The sequence below is a fragment of the Salinifilum ghardaiensis genome, assembly GCF_054491345.1.
In genome coordinates this window covers 4,896,384-4,912,626 of the sequence record NZ_CM137101.1, presented here as the reverse complement: position 1 = coordinate 4,912,626, position 16,243 = coordinate 4,896,384, and the positions used below count along the sequence as shown (strand labels likewise).

General features: G+C 72.7%; 13 protein-coding genes. 8 read left to right on the top strand and 5 right to left on the bottom strand.

Annotated features, from left to right (window positions below):
* Nucleotides 1–89: 89 nt before the first annotated feature.
* Nucleotides 90–1,688 carry an alanine/glycine:cation symporter family protein gene (locus ACVGV0_RS22425; RefSeq protein ID WP_459157663.1) on the bottom strand — a complete coding sequence of 533 codons (1,599 nt, stop codon included), beginning with the start codon at nucleotides 1,686–1,688 and terminating at the stop codon, nucleotides 90–92.
* A 244-nt stretch (nucleotides 1,689–1,932) separates the two neighbouring features.
* Here ACVGV0_RS22425 and clpB point away from each other — a divergent pair, with 244 nt between their 5' ends.
* From clpB to ACVGV0_RS22395, 6 genes are all read left to right on the top strand, one after another.
* Nucleotides 1,933–4,533, top strand: coding sequence for an ATP-dependent chaperone ClpB (gene clpB / locus ACVGV0_RS22420; RefSeq protein ID WP_459157662.1), 2,601 nt, complete (start codon nucleotides 1,933–1,935; stop codon nucleotides 4,531–4,533).
* A gap of 347 nt (nucleotides 4,534–4,880) precedes the next feature.
* Complete coding sequence (locus ACVGV0_RS22415; RefSeq protein WP_459157661.1) at nucleotides 4,881–5,570, top strand: type III secretion system chaperone family protein; 690 nt, start codon at nucleotides 4,881–4,883, stop codon at nucleotides 5,568–5,570.
* Nucleotides 5,571–5,662: 92 nt separating this feature from the next.
* Entirely contained in the window at nucleotides 5,663–6,436 is a 774-nt protein-coding gene (locus ACVGV0_RS22410) for an SDR family NAD(P)-dependent oxidoreductase (RefSeq protein ID WP_459157660.1), read from the top strand.
* 54 nt (nucleotides 6,437–6,490) lie between these two features.
* On the top strand, nucleotides 6,491–7,039 hold the full coding sequence (gene pyrE / locus ACVGV0_RS22405; RefSeq protein WP_459157659.1) for an orotate phosphoribosyltransferase: 549 nt from the start codon (nucleotides 6,491–6,493) through the stop codon (nucleotides 7,037–7,039).
* Nucleotides 7,036–7,698, top strand: a complete 663-nt coding sequence (locus ACVGV0_RS22400) for a TrmH family RNA methyltransferase (RefSeq protein ID WP_459157658.1) — start codon at nucleotides 7,036–7,038, stop codon at nucleotides 7,696–7,698. The genes pyrE and ACVGV0_RS22400 overlap by 4 nt, the downstream gene beginning before the upstream one ends.
* Before the next feature lie 103 nt (nucleotides 7,699–7,801).
* Nucleotides 7,802–8,506 (top strand): TetR/AcrR family transcriptional regulator, encoded by a 705-nt coding sequence (locus tag ACVGV0_RS22395; RefSeq protein WP_459157657.1) that lies wholly within the window; start codon nucleotides 7,802–7,804, stop codon nucleotides 8,504–8,506.
* A gap of 117 nt (nucleotides 8,507–8,623) precedes the next feature.
* Here the strand turns inward: ACVGV0_RS22395 and ACVGV0_RS22390 are convergent, their stop codons facing one another.
* Nucleotides 8,624–9,535 (bottom strand): class I SAM-dependent methyltransferase, encoded by a 912-nt coding sequence (locus ACVGV0_RS22390; protein ID WP_459157656.1) that lies wholly within the window; start codon nucleotides 9,533–9,535, stop codon nucleotides 8,624–8,626.
* A gap of 239 nt (nucleotides 9,536–9,774) precedes the next feature.
* On the opposite strand from ACVGV0_RS22390, the gene ACVGV0_RS22385 reads away from it, so the two are divergent.
* The gene (locus ACVGV0_RS22385; protein ID WP_459157655.1) at nucleotides 9,775–9,942 is read left to right on the top strand and encodes a hypothetical protein; all 168 of its coding nucleotides are present in this window, start codon (nucleotides 9,775–9,777) and stop codon (nucleotides 9,940–9,942) included.
* 217 nt (nucleotides 9,943–10,159) lie between these two features.
* Nucleotides 10,160–13,228 (top strand): MMPL family transporter, encoded by a 3,069-nt coding sequence (locus ACVGV0_RS22380; protein WP_459157654.1) that lies wholly within the window; start codon nucleotides 10,160–10,162, stop codon nucleotides 13,226–13,228.
* 334 nt (nucleotides 13,229–13,562) lie between these two features.
* On the opposite strand, the gene ACVGV0_RS22375 is transcribed toward ACVGV0_RS22380, so the two are convergent.
* From ACVGV0_RS22375 to nagA, 3 genes are all read right to left on the bottom strand, one after another.
* On the bottom strand, nucleotides 13,563–14,630 hold the full coding sequence (locus ACVGV0_RS22375) for a DUF418 domain-containing protein (protein WP_459157653.1): 1,068 nt from the start codon (nucleotides 14,628–14,630) through the stop codon (nucleotides 13,563–13,565).
* A gap of 218 nt (nucleotides 14,631–14,848) precedes the next feature.
* Nucleotides 14,849–15,085 carry a hypothetical protein gene (locus tag ACVGV0_RS22370; RefSeq protein WP_459157652.1) on the bottom strand — a complete coding sequence of 79 codons (237 nt, stop codon included), beginning with the start codon at nucleotides 15,083–15,085 and terminating at the stop codon, nucleotides 14,849–14,851.
* Between the two features lie 5 nt (nucleotides 15,086–15,090).
* Nucleotides 15,091–16,233, bottom strand: a complete 1,143-nt coding sequence (gene nagA / locus ACVGV0_RS22365) for an N-acetylglucosamine-6-phosphate deacetylase (RefSeq protein WP_459157651.1) — start codon at nucleotides 16,231–16,233, stop codon at nucleotides 15,091–15,093.
* Between the last annotated feature and the right edge of the window lie 10 nt (nucleotides 16,234–16,243).

Genomic DNA, 16,243 nt, shown 5'->3' with positions numbered 1-16,243 from the left:
AAACGAGCGGGGCGGCGGTTCGCGCGAACCACCGCCCCGCTCGTGCTCGTCCGGGCGCGGAGGAGCCGTCGCCCGGCGCGAGCGCCCGCTCAGCTCTTGGTGTCGACGCGGCTGACCTCTCCGCTGCGCACCTTCTCGCGGTACTTGTTCAGCTCCTCCTTGACCACCGGGATCATGATGTACAGGCCGAGGATGTTGAACAGCGCCAGCGCGAACAGCACGGCGTCGGCGAAGTCCAGCACGGCGGTCAGCGTCATCGCCGAGCCGATCACCACGAACACGCAGTAGATGGCGTTGAACACCTGCTTGCTGGCCGCGCCGCGGCCGAACAGGTACATCCACGCCCGCTGCCCGTAGTAGCCCCACGTGATCATCGTGGAGATGGCGAACAGCGCCACGGCGACGGCGAGCACGACGGGGAACCAGGGCAGCACCGTGGCGAACGAGTGCGAGGTCACGATGACGCCGTCCGGGTCCTCGCCGGTGGCGATGGCGGTGGCCTGCGCGTCCTTCCAGAACTGGGTCTGCGCGATGACGATGGTCAGCGCGGTCATGGTGCACACGACGACCGTGTCGATGAACGGCTCGAGCAGCGCCACCAGGCCCTCGGTGGCGGGGTACTTCGTGCGCACCGCCGAGTGCGCGATCGGTGCCGAGCCCAGTCCCGCCTCGTTGGAGAAGGCGCTGCGCTGGAACCCGACGATGAGCACGCCGATCGCCCCGCCGAAGCCGGCCTGCGGGTTGAACGCGCCGGTGACGATTTCCGCGACGGCCCCGGGAACGAGGTTGAAGTTGATGACGATGACGGTCAGGCAGGCGAGGATGTAGATCAGCGCCATCGCGGGCACGAGCCGGCTGGTCACCGCGCCGACGGACTTGATGCCGCCGATGATGACGACGCCGATGATGATGGCCAGGACGATGCCGAAGCCGACGGCGGCGCCCTCCGAGCCGAGGACGCCGTCCTCGCCGCCGGTGACGTTCTGGATCTGCGCGAAGGTCTGGTTGGCCTGGAACATGTTGCCGCCGGCCAGCGCGAAGAACAGGATCATGATCGCGGAGAGCACGGACAGCACGCGGCCGAGGCCCCTGCCGAAGCTGTTCGGGATGCGCTCGGCGATCCCGAGCTTCAGGTAGTGCATCGGCCCGCCGGAGATGCTTCCGTCGGGGGCGGTTTCGCGGTACCGCACACCGACGGTGCACTCGACGAACTTGGTGGCCATGGCGAGCAGGCCGGCCAGGATCATCCAGAAGGTGGCCCCGGCCCCGCCGATGGTGACCGCCACACCGACACCGGCGATGTTGCCCAGGCCCACGGTCCCGGACAGGGCGGAGGCCAGCGCCTGGAAGTGGTGGATCTCGCCGGGCTCTTCCTTGCTGGTGTACTTGCCGCGCACGAGGTCGATGGCGAACTTGAACGCGCGGAACTGGATGAACCCGAAGCTGATCGTGAACACGGTCGCACCGAGGATCAACCACGCCACGATCCACGGGAAGGTGATCCCGAAGACCGTGACCTCGCCCATCACGAAGTTGTAGAAGGCATCGGAGATGGGGTTGAACGCGTTGTTGATGAGGTTCTCGATGTGGCCGAGAACCCCGGTCGGTTCTGCCGCGAGCGCGAGGTCGCGCGCGGCGCTGCTCTGCGGGGTTTCCGCGAGGGTCTGCGCGGCGGACACTTCCGTCATGTTGAGGAAGTGCACCATTCGGGTGTGACGACGGCAACCGGCGAAACCGCATCGAGAGCAAATGAGCGCTGTTCGTTTCCCGCTGTTATCCGCACTTCCACGGTGCGTGACCGGAACGCTGCGCGCGGTGCTAATCTGGGTTGAGCGGAACGGGCTCAACCCTCCTCGCGCCGCCGGGGTGGCGGCCCCGCGCGCAGCGCCGCTCCGCGCGGGGGCCGGCGCGAGGACGTGATGAGGTGGTGGAATGGACGCGTTCAACCCGACCACGAAGACCCAGCAGGCGATCTCCTCGGCGGGGCAGGCGGCCACGATGGCCGGCAACCCGGACGTGGATCCCGCGCACCTCCTGGGTGCGCTGCTGGCGCAGACCGACGGGCTGACCGCGCCGCTGCTCTCCGCCGTCGGCGCCGACCCGGCCACCGTCCGGCAGGAACTCGACCAGATCACCGGATCGCTGCCCGCGGCGAGCGGGTCCACCGTCTCCGCACCGCAGCTGTCCCGCGACGCGGTCAGGTCGCTCACGCACGCCCAGCGGCTGGCCACCGAGCTCGGTGACGAGTACGTCTCCACCGAGCACCTGCTCGTCGGGCTCGCCGCCGACGGCGGACGCATCGCCGACCTGCTGAAGCGGCACGGAGCCACCCCGGAGGCGCTGCGCGACGCCTTCGGCGAGGTCCGCGGCTCCGCCCGCGTCACCAGCCCCGACCCGGAGGGCACCTACCAGGCCCTCGGCAAGTACGGCCAGGACGTGACCGAACGCGCGCGCAACGGCGAGCTCGACCCGGTCATCGGCCGCGACTCCGAAATCCGCCGCGTGGTCCAGGTGCTGTCCCGGCGCACCAAGAACAACCCGGTGCTCATCGGCGAACCCGGGGTGGGCAAGACCGCCATCGTCGACGGGCTGGCGCAGCGCATCGTCGCCGGCGACGTGCCCGAATCGCTGCGCGGCAAGCGGGTCGTCGCGCTGGACGTGGCCGCGATGGTCGCCGGGGCCAAGTACCGCGGGGAGTTCGAGGAACGCCTCAAGGCCGTGCTCAAGGAGATCGCCGAATCGGCCGGCGAGGTCATCACCTTCATCGACGAGCTGCACACCATCGTCGGCGCCGGCGCGGGCGGCGAGGGCGCGATGGACGCCGGCAACATGATCAAACCGATGCTGGCGCGCGGCGAGCTGCGGATGGTCGGCGCGACCACGCTCGACGAGTACCGCGAGCGCGTCGAGACCGACCCGGCGCTGGAACGCCGCTTCCAGCAGGTGCTCGTCGGCGAACCCGGGCCCGAGGACGCCGTGGCCATCCTGCGCGGCCTCAAGGAGCGCTACGAGGTGCACCACGGCGTGCGGATCACCGACAGCGCCCTGGTCTCCGCCGCCGAGCTGTCCGACCGCTACATCACCGCGCGGTTCCTGCCGGACAAGGCCATCGACCTCGTCGACGAAGCGGCCTCCCGGCTGCGCATGGAGATCGACTCGCGCCCGGTGGAGATCGACGAGGTGGAGCGCTCCGTGCGCCGCCTCGAGATCGAGGAGATGGCGCTGGCCGAGGAGGAGGACGCGGCTTCGCGGGAGCGCCTCGACGCGCTGCGCGCCGAGCTGGCCGACAAGCGGGAGGAGCTCTCCGCGCTGACCGCGCGGTGGCAGGGCGAGAAGGAGTCCATCGACACCGTGCGCGACCTGAAGACGCGGCTGGAGCAGCTGCGCGGCGAGTCCGAGCGCGCCGAGCGCGACGGCGACCTGGCCAAGGCCGCGGAGTTGCGCTACGGGCGCATCCCCGGCCTGGAGAAGGAACTGGAAACGGCCACGGCGCAGCAGAACGAGCGCCGCGCGATGCTGCAGGAGGAGGTCACGCCGGACGACGTCGCCGATGTGGTCGCCTCGTGGACCGGCATCCCCGCGGGCCGCCTGCTCGAGGGGGAGACGGCGAAGCTGCTGCGCATGGAGGACGCGCTCGGCGCACGCGTCGTCGGGCAGGCCGAGGCCGTGCGCGCCGTCTCCGACGCGGTGCGGCGCTCCCGCGCCGGAGTGTCCGATCCGGACCGCCCCACGGGGTCGTTCCTGTTCCTCGGCCCGACCGGCGTCGGCAAGACCGAGCTGGCCAAGGCGCTGGCGCAGTTCCTGTTCGACGACGAGCGCGCCATGGTGCGCATCGACATGAGCGAGTACTCCGAGAAGCACTCGGTCGCGCGGCTCGTCGGCGCACCTCCGGGATACGTCGGTCACGAGCAGGGCGGCCAGCTCACCGAGACGGTGCGGCGGCGGCCCTACTCGGTGGTGCTGCTCGACGAGGTGGAGAAGGCGCACGCCGACGTGTTCGACACGCTGCTGCAGGTGCTCGACGACGGCCGGCTCACCGACGGGCAGGGGCGCACGGTGGACTTCCGCAACACGATCCTCGTGCTCACGTCGAACCTCGGCTCGCAGTCCATCGCCGATCCGAACCTGAGCGAGCAGGAGCGGGACTCGGCGGTGCGGTCGATCGTGTCCCAGCACTTCAAGCCCGAGTTCCTCAACCGGCTCGACGAGGTCGTCGTGTTCCACTCGCTGTCCACCGAGGAGCTCACCTCCATCGTGGACGTCCAGGTGCGCATGCTCGGCGACCGGCTGGCGAAGCGGCGGCTGACCCTGGACGTGCAGCCGGTGGCGCGCGACTGGTTGGCGCTCAACGGCTTCGACCCGGTCTACGGCGCGCGGCCGCTGCGGCGCCTGGTGCAGTCGGCGATCGGGGACTCCCTGGCGAAGAAGCTGCTCTCCGGCGAGATCCGCGAAGGCGACACCGTCCGGGTGGACACCGATGACGAGGGCGTCGGTCTGACCGTCCAGCGCGCGTCCGAGCAGCAGGCGGCCTGAGCCCTTCCCGCCGCTGGTGCCCCGGTCCCGGCCAGGTCACCCGCGACACCATCACCGGTGGTGCCCCGCGCGCTGGTGCCCCGCGCGGCAGCGGTCCTCGTCCTGCGGTGCCCGCTCGCCCGGTGCCGCATCCGCCCGGGCGCGTCGGACGGGGTGGCTGTTCCCGCGACACGCCCACCCCGGGTGCGGCGCCCCGGGCTCCGGCCCGGCGGGTGCCTGTCCGCCGGAGGAGGGACAGCGGGCGGGCCGGCCGCGCCCGACACGCCCCGGGCGCGCAGCCCGGGGGCGATCGCGCGCAACGCCCAGGTGATCGACAGCTCCGGTGCGGCCCCGGCTACCCTGCGCGTGTGGGCATACCAGCTTGGCTGTGGTTCGTCATCGCCGCCGTCGCCGTCGCGGCAGGCGGCACGTTGCTGCTCGTCGACCGCAAGCGGCGCGGCGCGAACAACAGGGAACGCCGCCGGTGGGCGACGTTGCGCGGCTGGCAGTTCGCGGAAGCGGACCAGGTGCTGCCGACCCGCTGGGAGCGCGGCATGCTCGCGCAGCACTCCTCGCCGTACGCCACCGACATCGTCGCCGGCACCACGTTCACCTCGGACGGCCGGCGCCAGGTCTACGTCCTCGACCTGGAGGAGGGCGGCCGCGGTGTCGCCACCCTCGTCGCGCTGCGGTGCCGGCGCCCCGTCTCGGCCGTGCTGGAGCTGTGGCTACCGGACGTCCCGGTGCCGCAGGAGTCCGGACTGGACCTGCTGGGGCCGGTGGGGCAGCGCTACGCGTTCGTCACCGACGTGGCCACCGCGCGCCCGCTGCTCACCTCCGAGCTGACCGGCGCCGTGGACGGCGCCGGCGAGGACGTCACCGTGGTGTGGCTGGAGAACGACTGGGTCGTGGCGGCGCTGGACATCGACGAGGCCGTGCCGGAGCGGCTGGAGCAGCTGCTGCAGTCCCTCGGTGACGTCGCGGACCTGGTGGACCCGTTCGACACCGACGGCGAGGAGCCGGTCGAGTCCGTCCCGGGCGAGGGGGCCGGCAACTGAGGGGCTCCGCGGGTCGGCGGCGCGTCCGCACCACCGCCCCGGCGTTCGCACGAGGCGTCGGTGCGGCGGCCGGCGTTCGGTAGGTTGTGGGCATGCCGACCGCACTCGTCACCGGAGCCACCGCTGGCATCGGCCGGGCCTACGCCCGCCGGCTGGCCGCCGAAGGCCACGACGTGGTCCTCGTCGCCCGCGACGCCGAACGGCTGGAGCAGTTCGCCGCCTCGCTGCGGGAGCGGCACCGCGTCGCCGTCGAGGTGCTGCCCGCCGACCTCGCCGAGGAGGAGCACCTCGCCGCGGTGGAGGAGCGGCTGGACGACCGGGCGCGCCCCGTGGACGTGCTGGTGAACAACGCCGGATTCGGAACCTCCGGGGCCTTCTGGGACCTCGATCCGACCGAGCTGAGCACGCAGGTCGACGTCAACGTCACCGCCGTGCTGCGCCTGACCCGCGCCGCCGTGCCCGGGATGCGGGAGCGCGGCCGCGGCGACGTGCTCAACGTGTCCAGCGTCGCCGCGTTCTTCGCCGCCTCCGGCTCCACCTACGCGGCCACGAAGGCGTACGTGCTGATGTTCTCCAAGGGGCTGGCCATGTCCCTGGCCCGTTCGGGCGTGCGGGTCGCGGCCGTGTGCCCCGGGTTCACGCGCACCGAGTTCCACCAGCGCGCCGGGCTGGACATGAAGGGCCTGCCGAGGCCGATGTGGCTGTCGGCCGACCGGGTGGTGCACGAGTCCCTGGCGGACCTGCGCCGCGGCAGGGCCGTCTCCGTGCCCGGTTGGCAGTACAAGGCGCTCGTGGGAGCGGGCAGGCTCGTGCCGTTCCCGCTGCAGCGGCGGATCGTGGAGCGGGCGGCGCCGGACCGCACGTGAGCGTCCGGGGAGCGGGCACGAGGGCGCTGCTGCCCGGCGTTACCCTGGAAACTCGTGGTCGCAGTCGATGAGCAGCAGCGAGCCGAGCTCGCGCGCCTGGTAACCGAACTGGCCGTCGTGCACGGCCGGGTCACCCTGTCCTCCGGCAAGGAGGCGGACTACTACGTGGACCTGCGGCGGGCGACGCTGCACCACCGCGCCTCCCACCTGATCGGCGGTCTGCTGCGGCAGCTCACCGCCGACTGGTCGTTCACCCGGGTCGGCGGGCTCACGCTCGGGGCGGACCCGGTGGCCTCGGCGATGATGCACGCCGACGGGGAGCCGCTGGACGCGTTCGTGGTCCGCAAGGACGCCAAGACCCACGGCCTGCAGCGGCGCATCGAGGGGCCGGACGTCACCGGGGCGCACGTGCTCGCCGTCGAGGACACCTCCACCACCGGCGGGAGCGTGCTCACCGCGGTGGGAGCGCTGCGCGAGGCCGGTGCGCACATCGCCGGTGTGGCCACCGTGGTGGACCGCGACACGGGCGCGCGCGAGGTCATCGAGGACGCCGGGTTGCCCTACCGCTCCCTGCTCGGGCTCGCCGATCTCGGGCTGGCATGAGCGAGGACGCGCTGGGCGCCGGTGAGGTCGGTCCCACCGAGTGGGGCACGGCGGTCGGCGTGGGGCCGTGGCAGGGGCGGTGGCCGGAGGACGAGCGTTACGACCCGGAGCTGCTGGAGCACGGCGACCGCCGCAACGTGGTCGACGCGTACCGGTACTGGCGGCGGGAAGCGATCGTCGCCGACCTCGACCGGCGGCGGCACCCGTTCCACGTGGCCATCGAGAACTTCCAGCACGACCACAACATCGGCACGGTGGTGCGCACGGCGAACGCGTTCCTGGCCGAGGCGGTGCACATCGTCGGGCGCCGCCGGTGGAACCGGCGCGGGGCGATGGTCACCGACAGGTACCAGCACGTGCACCACCACCCGGACGTGGCCGAGCTGCGGCGGTTCGCCGAGGAGCGCGGTTTGGCCGTCGTGGCCGTGGACAACTCGGCCGGGGCGCAGCCGATCGAGCGCACCGCGCTGCCGCGGGAGTGCGTGCTGCTGTTCGGCCAGGAAGGCCCGGGGCTGCGTTCGGACGCGCGGGAGGCGGCCGACCTGGTCGTGTCGATCGCGCAGTTCGGCTCGACGCGGTCGATCAACGCGGGCGTGGCCGCGGGAGTCGTCATGCACACCTGGGTGGCCCAGCACGCCGACCCGGGCGCGGCGTGGTGAGCGCCCGGCGCTGCCGTCCGCGGGCGCCGGTGGACGGGGACCCCCTCCTTCTGGTATAACAAAGTTTTAGCGCAAGGCGGCGAGTCGCGTGGTGGGCAGGGTGATGACGGAGTCGAAGGCCGACAGGGTGCGCCGCAGTCTGGTCGAGGCGGCCGTCGGCCTGCTCGCCGCGGAGGGGCCGTCGGCGGTGCAGGCTCGGCGCTTGGCGCGCGAGATCGGCGCGTCCACGATGGCCGTGTACCACTACTTCGGCGGCATGCCGCAGCTGCTGCGCGCCGTGGCCGACGAGGGTTTTCGCGAGCTGTCCGCCCGGCTGGCTGACGTCGCGGTCACCGACGACCCGATCGCGGACATCACCAGCCTCGCGTTCGCCTACCGGGGCTTCGCGCACGCCAACCCGCACCTGTACGACCTGATGTTCGGCCTCGCCGCCCCCGGCGGCTACCGGCCCGCGCCGAGCCCACCCGGTGAGGGGCCGAGTGCTCCCGGCGAGGGCGGTCCTGCCGAGGAGGGCGGCTCCACCGCGGAACGGCAGGACGTGCCGCGGGCCTACCTCCACCTCGTCGGGGCGGCCGAGCGCGCCGTGGACGCGGGGCGGATCCGCCCCGCGGACCCGGATCGCGTCGCCGCGCAGTTGTGGAGCATCCTGCACGGCTACGTGACGCTCGAACTGTCCGGGCACTTCCACCAGTTCGGCGATGCGGCGAACCAGGTGCTGCTGGCGATGGGGGAGAACCTGCTCCGCGGGCTGGGGGACGACCCGGAGCGGATCGCCGCCTCGGCCGCTGCGCATCGCCCGCGCGCCTGATCCCGCCCTTTCCGGTGTCGTCCACGGCCCGTGGCCCCGCCGTCGGCGGGCTGCAGCCGGTCGCGGACGTGCCGGAGACCTCCGCCGCGGAAGCGGACGGCGGTGACCACGAGGGGATCATCCCGCGCCGCCGGTGCGCCGAAGCGTGAGCACACCCATGAAATCCGCCGTCGTGAGCCAGAAATCGTTGGTATCGCCGTAGATCTCCAGCAATCCGGGAACGCTGTGGTGCTGGTCCACAGCGAAGCCTCCGGTGGTGAAGAAGGGATCGACGTCGGCTCGGTCGAGGCCGAAGGTGAACGGTTCGCCGCCGCTGGCGACGAGTTCCTTGCCCCGCTGCGCACCGTCGTGCGCGTGTGATCCGTCGACGACGGAGCGGTCGATGTAGTCGAGCACGAGGGTGCTCCCGGGAGCGGAGACGCGGCCCAGCTTGGCCAGTGTGGACAGAACTCCCTCGCGGGAGAGGTAGTAGGTGACGCCCATCCACAGCACCACGCACGGACCGTCCGGGTCGAATCCCGAACTGAGCAGGCGTTCGGCGAGGTCGTCGCCCGCGTCGAAGTCGCAGCTGACGTAGCGCACCGACTGCTTCGGCCGCAGGCCGTTCCGGCGCAGGATCCCGATCTTCTCCGCCTGCGTGTCCGGCTTGTCGACCTCGTGGACCACCGTGCCGCAGGCGAAGTCGTTGCGCAGCGCCGTCGTGTCGTAGCCGGCTCCGAGGACGACGACCTGGCGGCACCCGCCGGCGAGCTCGGCGGCGATGACCTCGTCGCAGTGCCGGTGCCGCAGCACGATCTCGGCCAGCAGCCCGGTGTAGCGCTTGTCGGCGCGACTGACGCCGAAGCCGAGCGCGCCGAACGCGTGCGCGAACCGGAAGCGCCAGTTGTGCAGGAAGTATCGGGCGTGCGGATCGTTGAGCAGTCTGCTGCCGCGCGGACGCCGGGTCTCTGCCGCGCGGACCACGGCGCACAGTTCCGCCGTGGGACTGGTCCTCCCCTTGAAGGCCCTGATCCTGCCGGCGATGGTCACGGCGACCTCCTCGTTGCTGGGTCGGACGCGCTGATGCGGGCGAGAGCTGCGAGACGCAATGAATATAACGACGTTTTACACGCTTGGCAAGGGAGGCCAGCGCGCCTCCGGTGGAGTCGAGGCGTCCGCGCGGAAATGTGCGACCGGATGTGCCCGCGCGCCGTCGGAGCGCCCTGTGCGGGCGATGACGCATCGCACCGATCGAGGCGGGAGGGGGCGATTCGGGCGCGCGAGTGGCTGTGAGCGGAGGTGGCATCGCGGGGCTTCCGGCGGCGTGCGCGCTGTCCCGCGACGTCGGAACGGCCTCGCGGCTGCTGCTCGACCGCGCGGAGGGGCTGCGGCGGCTTCCGGCGAAGTGCGGACGCGTCGTCGTCGAGCGGGCGGTGGCGTTGTGCTCCGCGGGCTGATCGCTGTTCGCCGTGCCGCCGCCGCTGGCGAATCCGCCGAGCGGGAATGCGGCTGGCGCGTTGGTGGGTCCGCTTGACAGCTCCTTATAACTGCGTTGTATAACAGTGTTCTGATTGTGCGGTGGTGGACGCGGCACGGCCGCCGAGCCGCTCCGGCGGCGAAGCCGGCCGCTCGACCGCGACGAGGAACGGGGATCACGACGGTGGTATCGGCGCGATGACGACGAACGGCGGGCGAGGGTTCTTCGGTCTGATCGGCCGGGCGACGGTCCGCAGGCGCGGGATCGTGGTGCTGCTGTGGCTGCTCGCGGCCGGCGCGCTCAACGCGGCCGTGCCGCAGATCGAGCAGGTCACGGCGCGGGACTCGAGCCCGATGATTCCGGCGGACTCGCCGTCGGTGCGCGCGCTGCCGCAGATGGACGAGCAGTTCGGCGGCGGTGGCGCGAACACCACCGTGTTCCTCGCGCTCGTCGACGAAGGTGGCATCACCCGCGCCGACCGGCAGTACTGCGCCGACCTCGTGCAGGACCTGCGCCGCGACCCCGCTGTGGTCTCCGTGCAGGACCAGGCCTCCCAGCCCCGGTTGTCCTCGGCGCTGTCCAGCGAGGACGGCAAGGCCGCGTACGTGCCGGTGGGGTTGCGGGGAGCCAACGGGTCGCCGCGGGCCACCGAGCAGATCGAGCGCATCCGCCAGCGCGCCGAGCAGGGACGCCCGGACGACCTGCGCGTCCACGTGACCGGCCCCGCCGCCTCCGCGGCCGACATGCAGGCCGAGATGAACAGCAGCATGGTCGCGATCACCGGTGTGGCCGTCGTGCTGATCACGACCATCCTGCTGCTGATCTACCGCTCAGCGGTCGTCACCGGCATCGCGCTGTCCATGGTGGGCATCTCGTTGGCCACCGCGCGGGCGGTGACCGCGCTGTGCGGGCTGCACCTGTTCCCCGTGTCCACGTTCACCACGGCCTTCCTGACCGCGGTGGTGCTCGGGGCGGGCACCGACTACAACGTGTTCGTGATCAACCGGTACCTCGAACTGAAACGGGACGGAGCGGGTCCCGTCGAGGCCGTCACCGGGGCGGTGAGTCGCATCGGGCACGTGATCACCGCCTCGGCCTTCACCGTGATCGTCGCCTGTTCCGGGATGGCGCTGGCCGACGTCAGCTTCTTCCGCACCACCGGCCCCGCCCTGGCCGTCTCGCTCGCGGTCACGCTGATCGCTGCGCTGACCCTGACGCCGGCGCTGCTCGGCTTCGTCGCCGCGCGCGGCTTCGAACGCGCCCGCGACCGCACCGACAGCCGGTGGTGGCGCGGGACGGCGCGCCACGTGATGCGGCGCCCCGCCGTCGTCCTGCTCGCCGGGCTGCTCCTGCTCGGGGCGCTCGCACCGTTCTACGCCGACCTGCGCGAAGGATTCGACACCCGCGCCGTGCAGCCGGCCTCGACCGACAGCAACCGGGCATTCGACGCCCTGTCCGGCCACTTCCCGGACGAGGAGTTCTTCCCGGAGTACGTGCTGATCCACTCCGACCACGACCTGCGCAACGCGCAGGACCTGGCAGCGCTGGAAACCGCCGCGGCCAACGTGGCCAAGACGGGCGGTGTCGCCTCGGTCCGCGGTGTCACCCGCCCCTCCGGCGCACCGATCGCCGCGGCCTCCACCGGCGAGCAGACCGGACGCATCGGCGACCGGCTCGAACGGGCCGGGGCGAACGTCGACCGGCTGACCAGCGGAGTCGACGGCCTCGCCGGCAGCGCTGACAACCTCGCCGGTGGTGCCGCCGAGCTCGCCGACGGCATCGACCGGGCCCGGCAGCAGTCCGACGAGCTGCTGACGGGGCTCGAGGACGTCTCCGGCGGCATCGACGACGGTACGAGCGGGGCGCAGCGCAACGCCGACGGCGCTGCCCAGCTGGCCCGGGGTGCACGGCTGCTGGCCACCACCCTGGACATGACGCACGACCAGGTGAAGGTCGCCGTCGGCGGGCTCGAGCAGTCGGTCGCCGCGCTCGAGCAGGACCCGCTCTGCGACGTCGACCCCGCCTGCTCCGAGGCCCGGGACGGTGTTCGGGAGGTGCTCACCGCGCAGCGCGACGAACTCCTGCCCGGGCTCGCCCGCGCCCGCGACGCGGCGCAGCGCCTCGCCGGCGGAGGGGAGAACCTGCAGCAGGGGGCACGGCAACTGCACGCGGGACTCCTCGCCGCCAGCGAGGGGATGCACCGGCTCGCCGCGGGCCAGCAGCAGTTCCAGCAGCAGCTCGGCCAGGCCGGGACCGGAGCCGACGAGCTCGCCCGGGGCGCGGACCGGCTGGCGGGCGGCGCCGCCGCCGTCATCGGCTCGGAGCAGTCGCCGGGGGCCCCGCAACCGGGGAACACCGGGCAGTCCGGGGAAACCGGGCGGTCGGGCAACGCCCCGCGTCCCGCCGGCTCCATCGAGGAGCTCGCGCGGGGACTGGGCGACGCGGCCGAGCACCTGAAGAAGATGGGCGCGCACCCCGCGGATCCGGCGTTGAACGGCTTCTACCTGCCGGAGCGGACCGCGCGCGGCTCCGAGATGGCCACGGCCGGCGAGATGTTCCTGTCCGAGGACGGCAGGACCGCGCGCCTGATGGTGCTCTACGACGAGAACCCGATGGGCCGGGCGGCGATGCGCACCAGCGGCGAGATCAACGACAGCGCCGAGCGGGCCCTGCGCGGGACCTCCCTGGACGGTGCGCGGATCTCGCAAACGGGCATCGGCTCCAACAACCGGGACCTGCACCGCGCCGTTGACCACGACTTCGCCCTGTTCGCCGCCTTCGCGCTGGTCACCGTGCTGGTGATCCTCGTGCTGCTGCTGCGCAGCGTTCTCGCCCCGATCTACCTGATGTTGTCGATCGTGCTCACCTACGCCGCGGCCACGGGGATTTCCGTGCTGGTGTGGCAGCACTGGATCGGCACCGACCTGAGCTGGAGCGTCGCCCCGGTGACGTTCGTGATCCTGGTGGCGGTCGGTGCCGACTACAACCTGCTGCTCATCTCCCGCATCCGCGAGGAGAACGCGCACGACCCGGAGAACGGGACGGCGCGCGCCGTGGTCGCCACCGGAAGCGTGATCACCACTGCCGGAGTGATCTTCGCCGCGAGCATGTTCGCGATGATCTTCGGCAGCGTGGACATCCTCGCGCAGATCGGATTCACCATCGGAACCGGACTGCTGCTGGACACCTTCGTGGTGCGCACGCTGTTGATCCCGGCCATGGTGCGGCTGCTCGGGAAGGGGAACTGGTGGCCCTCCCGAGCCTGACGCCCCCGGCCGAACGCGCTGACGCGCACCGGACACCGCGCGCGGCGCGGCACCGCGCAGGCCCGGAACCGCCGAGGGGCCAGACGCGGCCGGCAGCTGACCGGTACGACCGGATGAAACGGAGGCGGCAAGCCTGCCCAGGACCGTGCCGTGGCGGACCGCGGGTGGTGGACCCGCGTCGTGCTGAAATCGGCAGTCACTGGCCACCATCGCGGTGTTCGTCTCCCTCTCCTGGCACGTGTGGCCGGTGCGGATCTTCGCCCTGGTCGACGAGCTCCCCGCCGTGCGGCGTGCGGATCCGCACCGGTCGGGGAGGTCCTCTCGCAGGCCGAGATCACGTCCCGGCTGTCGCCCGTTCGCGACCTCCCGGGGCAGTCGTCGAGGACACCTCCGCGCACCTGCCGGTCCGCAGCGGAATGACCTGCCACCAGGTGAGGCACCGCCACACCCACTCCAGCGGGCCGTAGCGGAAGTGGCGCAGCCACAGGTGGCTCCACCCGAACTGGACGCAGAGGATCCCCGCGGCCAGCGCCGCCATGAGCCCCCACCGCTCAGCGCCGTGCAGCCCCAACAGGTGGCCGAGCGGGACGAACAGCAGCGTCGCCGTGACGTAGTTGGTCAACGCCATCCGCCCCGCGGGCGCGCACGCGCGAGTGACAGCTCCCCCTGCGGGTGTGCGCAGCACCAGCAGCGTCCCGGTGACGTAGACCGCCGCCGTGCACAGGCCCGCCACCCCCGAGGAGGTGGTGAAACCGGCCGACAGCGGGGCCTGCTCCTGCCAGAGGTTCGTGCCGACCGCCAGCGCGACCGCTGCCGCGGCCACCGCGCCCAGAGCCCGGACATCGCAGCGCAGCACCCGCGCGATGTCTCCGCCGCCGAGCGCGGCACCGATGAGGAACAGTCCCGGGATCAGCGCGATCCCGCCGCCGAAGACGACCGCGAGGCCGAGCAGCACCGCCCCGCCCAGCAGGTTCACCCACCGCGGCGCGAAGCTCAGCGGAAGCAGCACCACCAGGCCGACGATCGCGTACGGCAGCAGCGCCTCACCCGGCTGCAGGAGCTGGTGCAGGGCGCCGAGGACGCCGAGGACGAGCAGGCGCCGCAGCAGCAGCACCCGCGGACGCGCCGCCCGCGCCGCGGAGCGGCTCAGGAAGATGCCGAAGCCCACCCCGAACAGCAGCGAGAAGATCGGGAAGAACCGCTGCTGCACGAGCAGGTCCAGCACGTGCCGCGCCGGCAGCACTTCGCTGGCCACCACCCCGGTCATCCGCATGACCGGGGGGATGTTGACGAACAGGATCCCGGCGAGGGCGACCGCGCGCAGGACGTCCAGCTCGGTCAGCCGCTCCGCGGCCGCGGCGGAGCGGTCACCGGTCCCGGCGCTCGTGAGCGGCTGCGTCACCCCGCCGGAACAGCGGTGGGGTGACGCGGCGGAAGACCAGCGGGGATCGGGGTGCTGCGAGGACTCGGTACGCCGGTGTGGCTGCGGAACGGGCATGATCCCCATCATCCGCGTGGGCGGAGCGCGGAACCCCGGCCGTGCGGGCGGTATTGCCTCGGCTGAAAGGCCGGTATCGCGGAGGTTCTCCTCGGCTCTTCGGCCGAAGTGGACGCGACCGACTACAGCAGCGTCACCGCCGCGCAGCAGGCCCCGGCGGCCAGCCCCAGCAGCAGCGCGTACAGCAGCAGCCCCGCGGCCGGGGGCCGCGACCGCCCGCGGCCGGGCGCGGGCGCCGCCCCGGCGGACTCCGCCGCCCCGCCGGGTCCCGCGGACCCCCCGGCGTAGCCGCGCAGCGCGGCGGCGATGTGATCGTCCGACAGCCCGTTGCGCTCCGAACTCCTCGGTCCCGGCTCCATCGGTCTCAGTCTAGCCACGTCCCCGCCCGCATCACGTGCCGCAGCAGCAGCTCCTCGGTGAGCACGACGAGGTCGGCCCGCTTGCCCGGGGCGATCGACCCGACCCGCGCGTCGAGACCGAGCACCTCCGCCGGCTTCGACGCGGTGGCCGCCGCGGCATCGGCCGCGCTCAGCCCGCAGTGCTGCACGAGGTTGCGGAACGCGCGGTCCATGGTGAGCGTGCTGCCTGCCAGGGAGCCGTCGTCCAGTCGGGGTTGCCCGCCGTCGACCGTGACCGCCAGCCCGCCCAGGTCGAACGTGCCGTCGCCGGCCTCGGCGGCGCTGATCGCGTCGGTGACGGCCAGGGTGCGCGCCGGGCCCGCGGCGCGCGCCGCCAACCGGGCGACCGCCGGGTGCAGGTGCACGAGATCGCAGATCAGCTCGACGGCGACCCGCTCGTCGGCCAGCAGCTCGCCGACCGGGCCCGGCTCGCGGTGGTGCAGCGGCGGCATCGCGTTGAACAAGTGCGTCGCGATGCGGGCACCGGCCTCCACCGCGGGCAGGACGTGCTCACCGCGCGCGTCGGTGTGGCCGACCGCGGCGCGCACCCCGCGGTCGGTGATGCGGCGGATCGCCTCGACGGCCCCGGGCAGCTCGGGCGCGAGGGTGATCGTGCGCAGGGCGTCGCCGCCGGCCGCCAGGAGCTCCTCGACGGATTCCGGTGCCGGTTCGGTCAGCACCGCCGGTGCGTGGGCGCCGCACCGGGCCGCGGCGAGGAACGGGCCCTCCAGGTGCGCCCCGGCGAGCTCGCCGTCGGAGACGAACTCGCGCAGGGCGGCGAGCTGCTCGCGCAGCCGCGGCATCGGGGCGGAGACGAGGCTGGCCAGCATCGTGGTCGTCCCGCGGCGCCGGTGCGCGTCGATGGCGGTGCGGATCTGCCCGGCGTCGGCGGTGGTGAACGATCCCCCTCCGCCGCCGTGGCAGTGCGCGTCGACGAAACCGGGTACGAGCCATCCGCCGGAGAGCTCCACCCGCGCGGCCGGGGCGGGCGGCGCTCCGGTGCCGACGTCGCGGATCTCCTCACCCGCCACGCGCACCCACGCGTTCGGGCGCACGCCGTCCGGGGTGACGACGCGGGCGCCGGTGAGGACCAGGTCGCGCGAGTGCACCGTGCTGTGC

What these genes read in the sequence shown, in the direction of transcription:
- ACVGV0_RS22410 (WP_459157660.1), top strand. Translation starts at nt 5,663, where the DNA reads ATGCCGACCGCACTCGTCACCGGAGCCACCGCTGGCATCGGCCGGGCC.
- ACVGV0_RS22380 (WP_459157654.1), top strand. Translation starts at nt 10,160, where the DNA reads ATGACGACGAACGGCGGGCGAGGGTTCTTCGGTCTGATCGGCCGGGCG.
- ACVGV0_RS22425 (WP_459157663.1), bottom strand. Translation starts at nt 1,688, where the DNA reads ATGACGGAAGTGTCCGCCGCGCAGACCCTCGCGGAAACCCCGCAGAGC.
- ACVGV0_RS22400 (WP_459157658.1), top strand. Translation starts at nt 7,036, where the DNA reads ATGAGCGAGGACGCGCTGGGCGCCGGTGAGGTCGGTCCCACCGAGTGG.
- clpB (WP_459157662.1), top strand. Translation starts at nt 1,933, where the DNA reads ATGGACGCGTTCAACCCGACCACGAAGACCCAGCAGGCGATCTCCTCG.
- ACVGV0_RS22370 (WP_459157652.1), bottom strand. Translation starts at nt 15,085, where the DNA reads ATGGAGCCGGGACCGAGGAGTTCGGAGCGCAACGGGCTGTCGGACGAT.
- ACVGV0_RS22395 (WP_459157657.1), top strand. Translation starts at nt 7,802, where the DNA reads ATGACGGAGTCGAAGGCCGACAGGGTGCGCCGCAGTCTGGTCGAGGCG.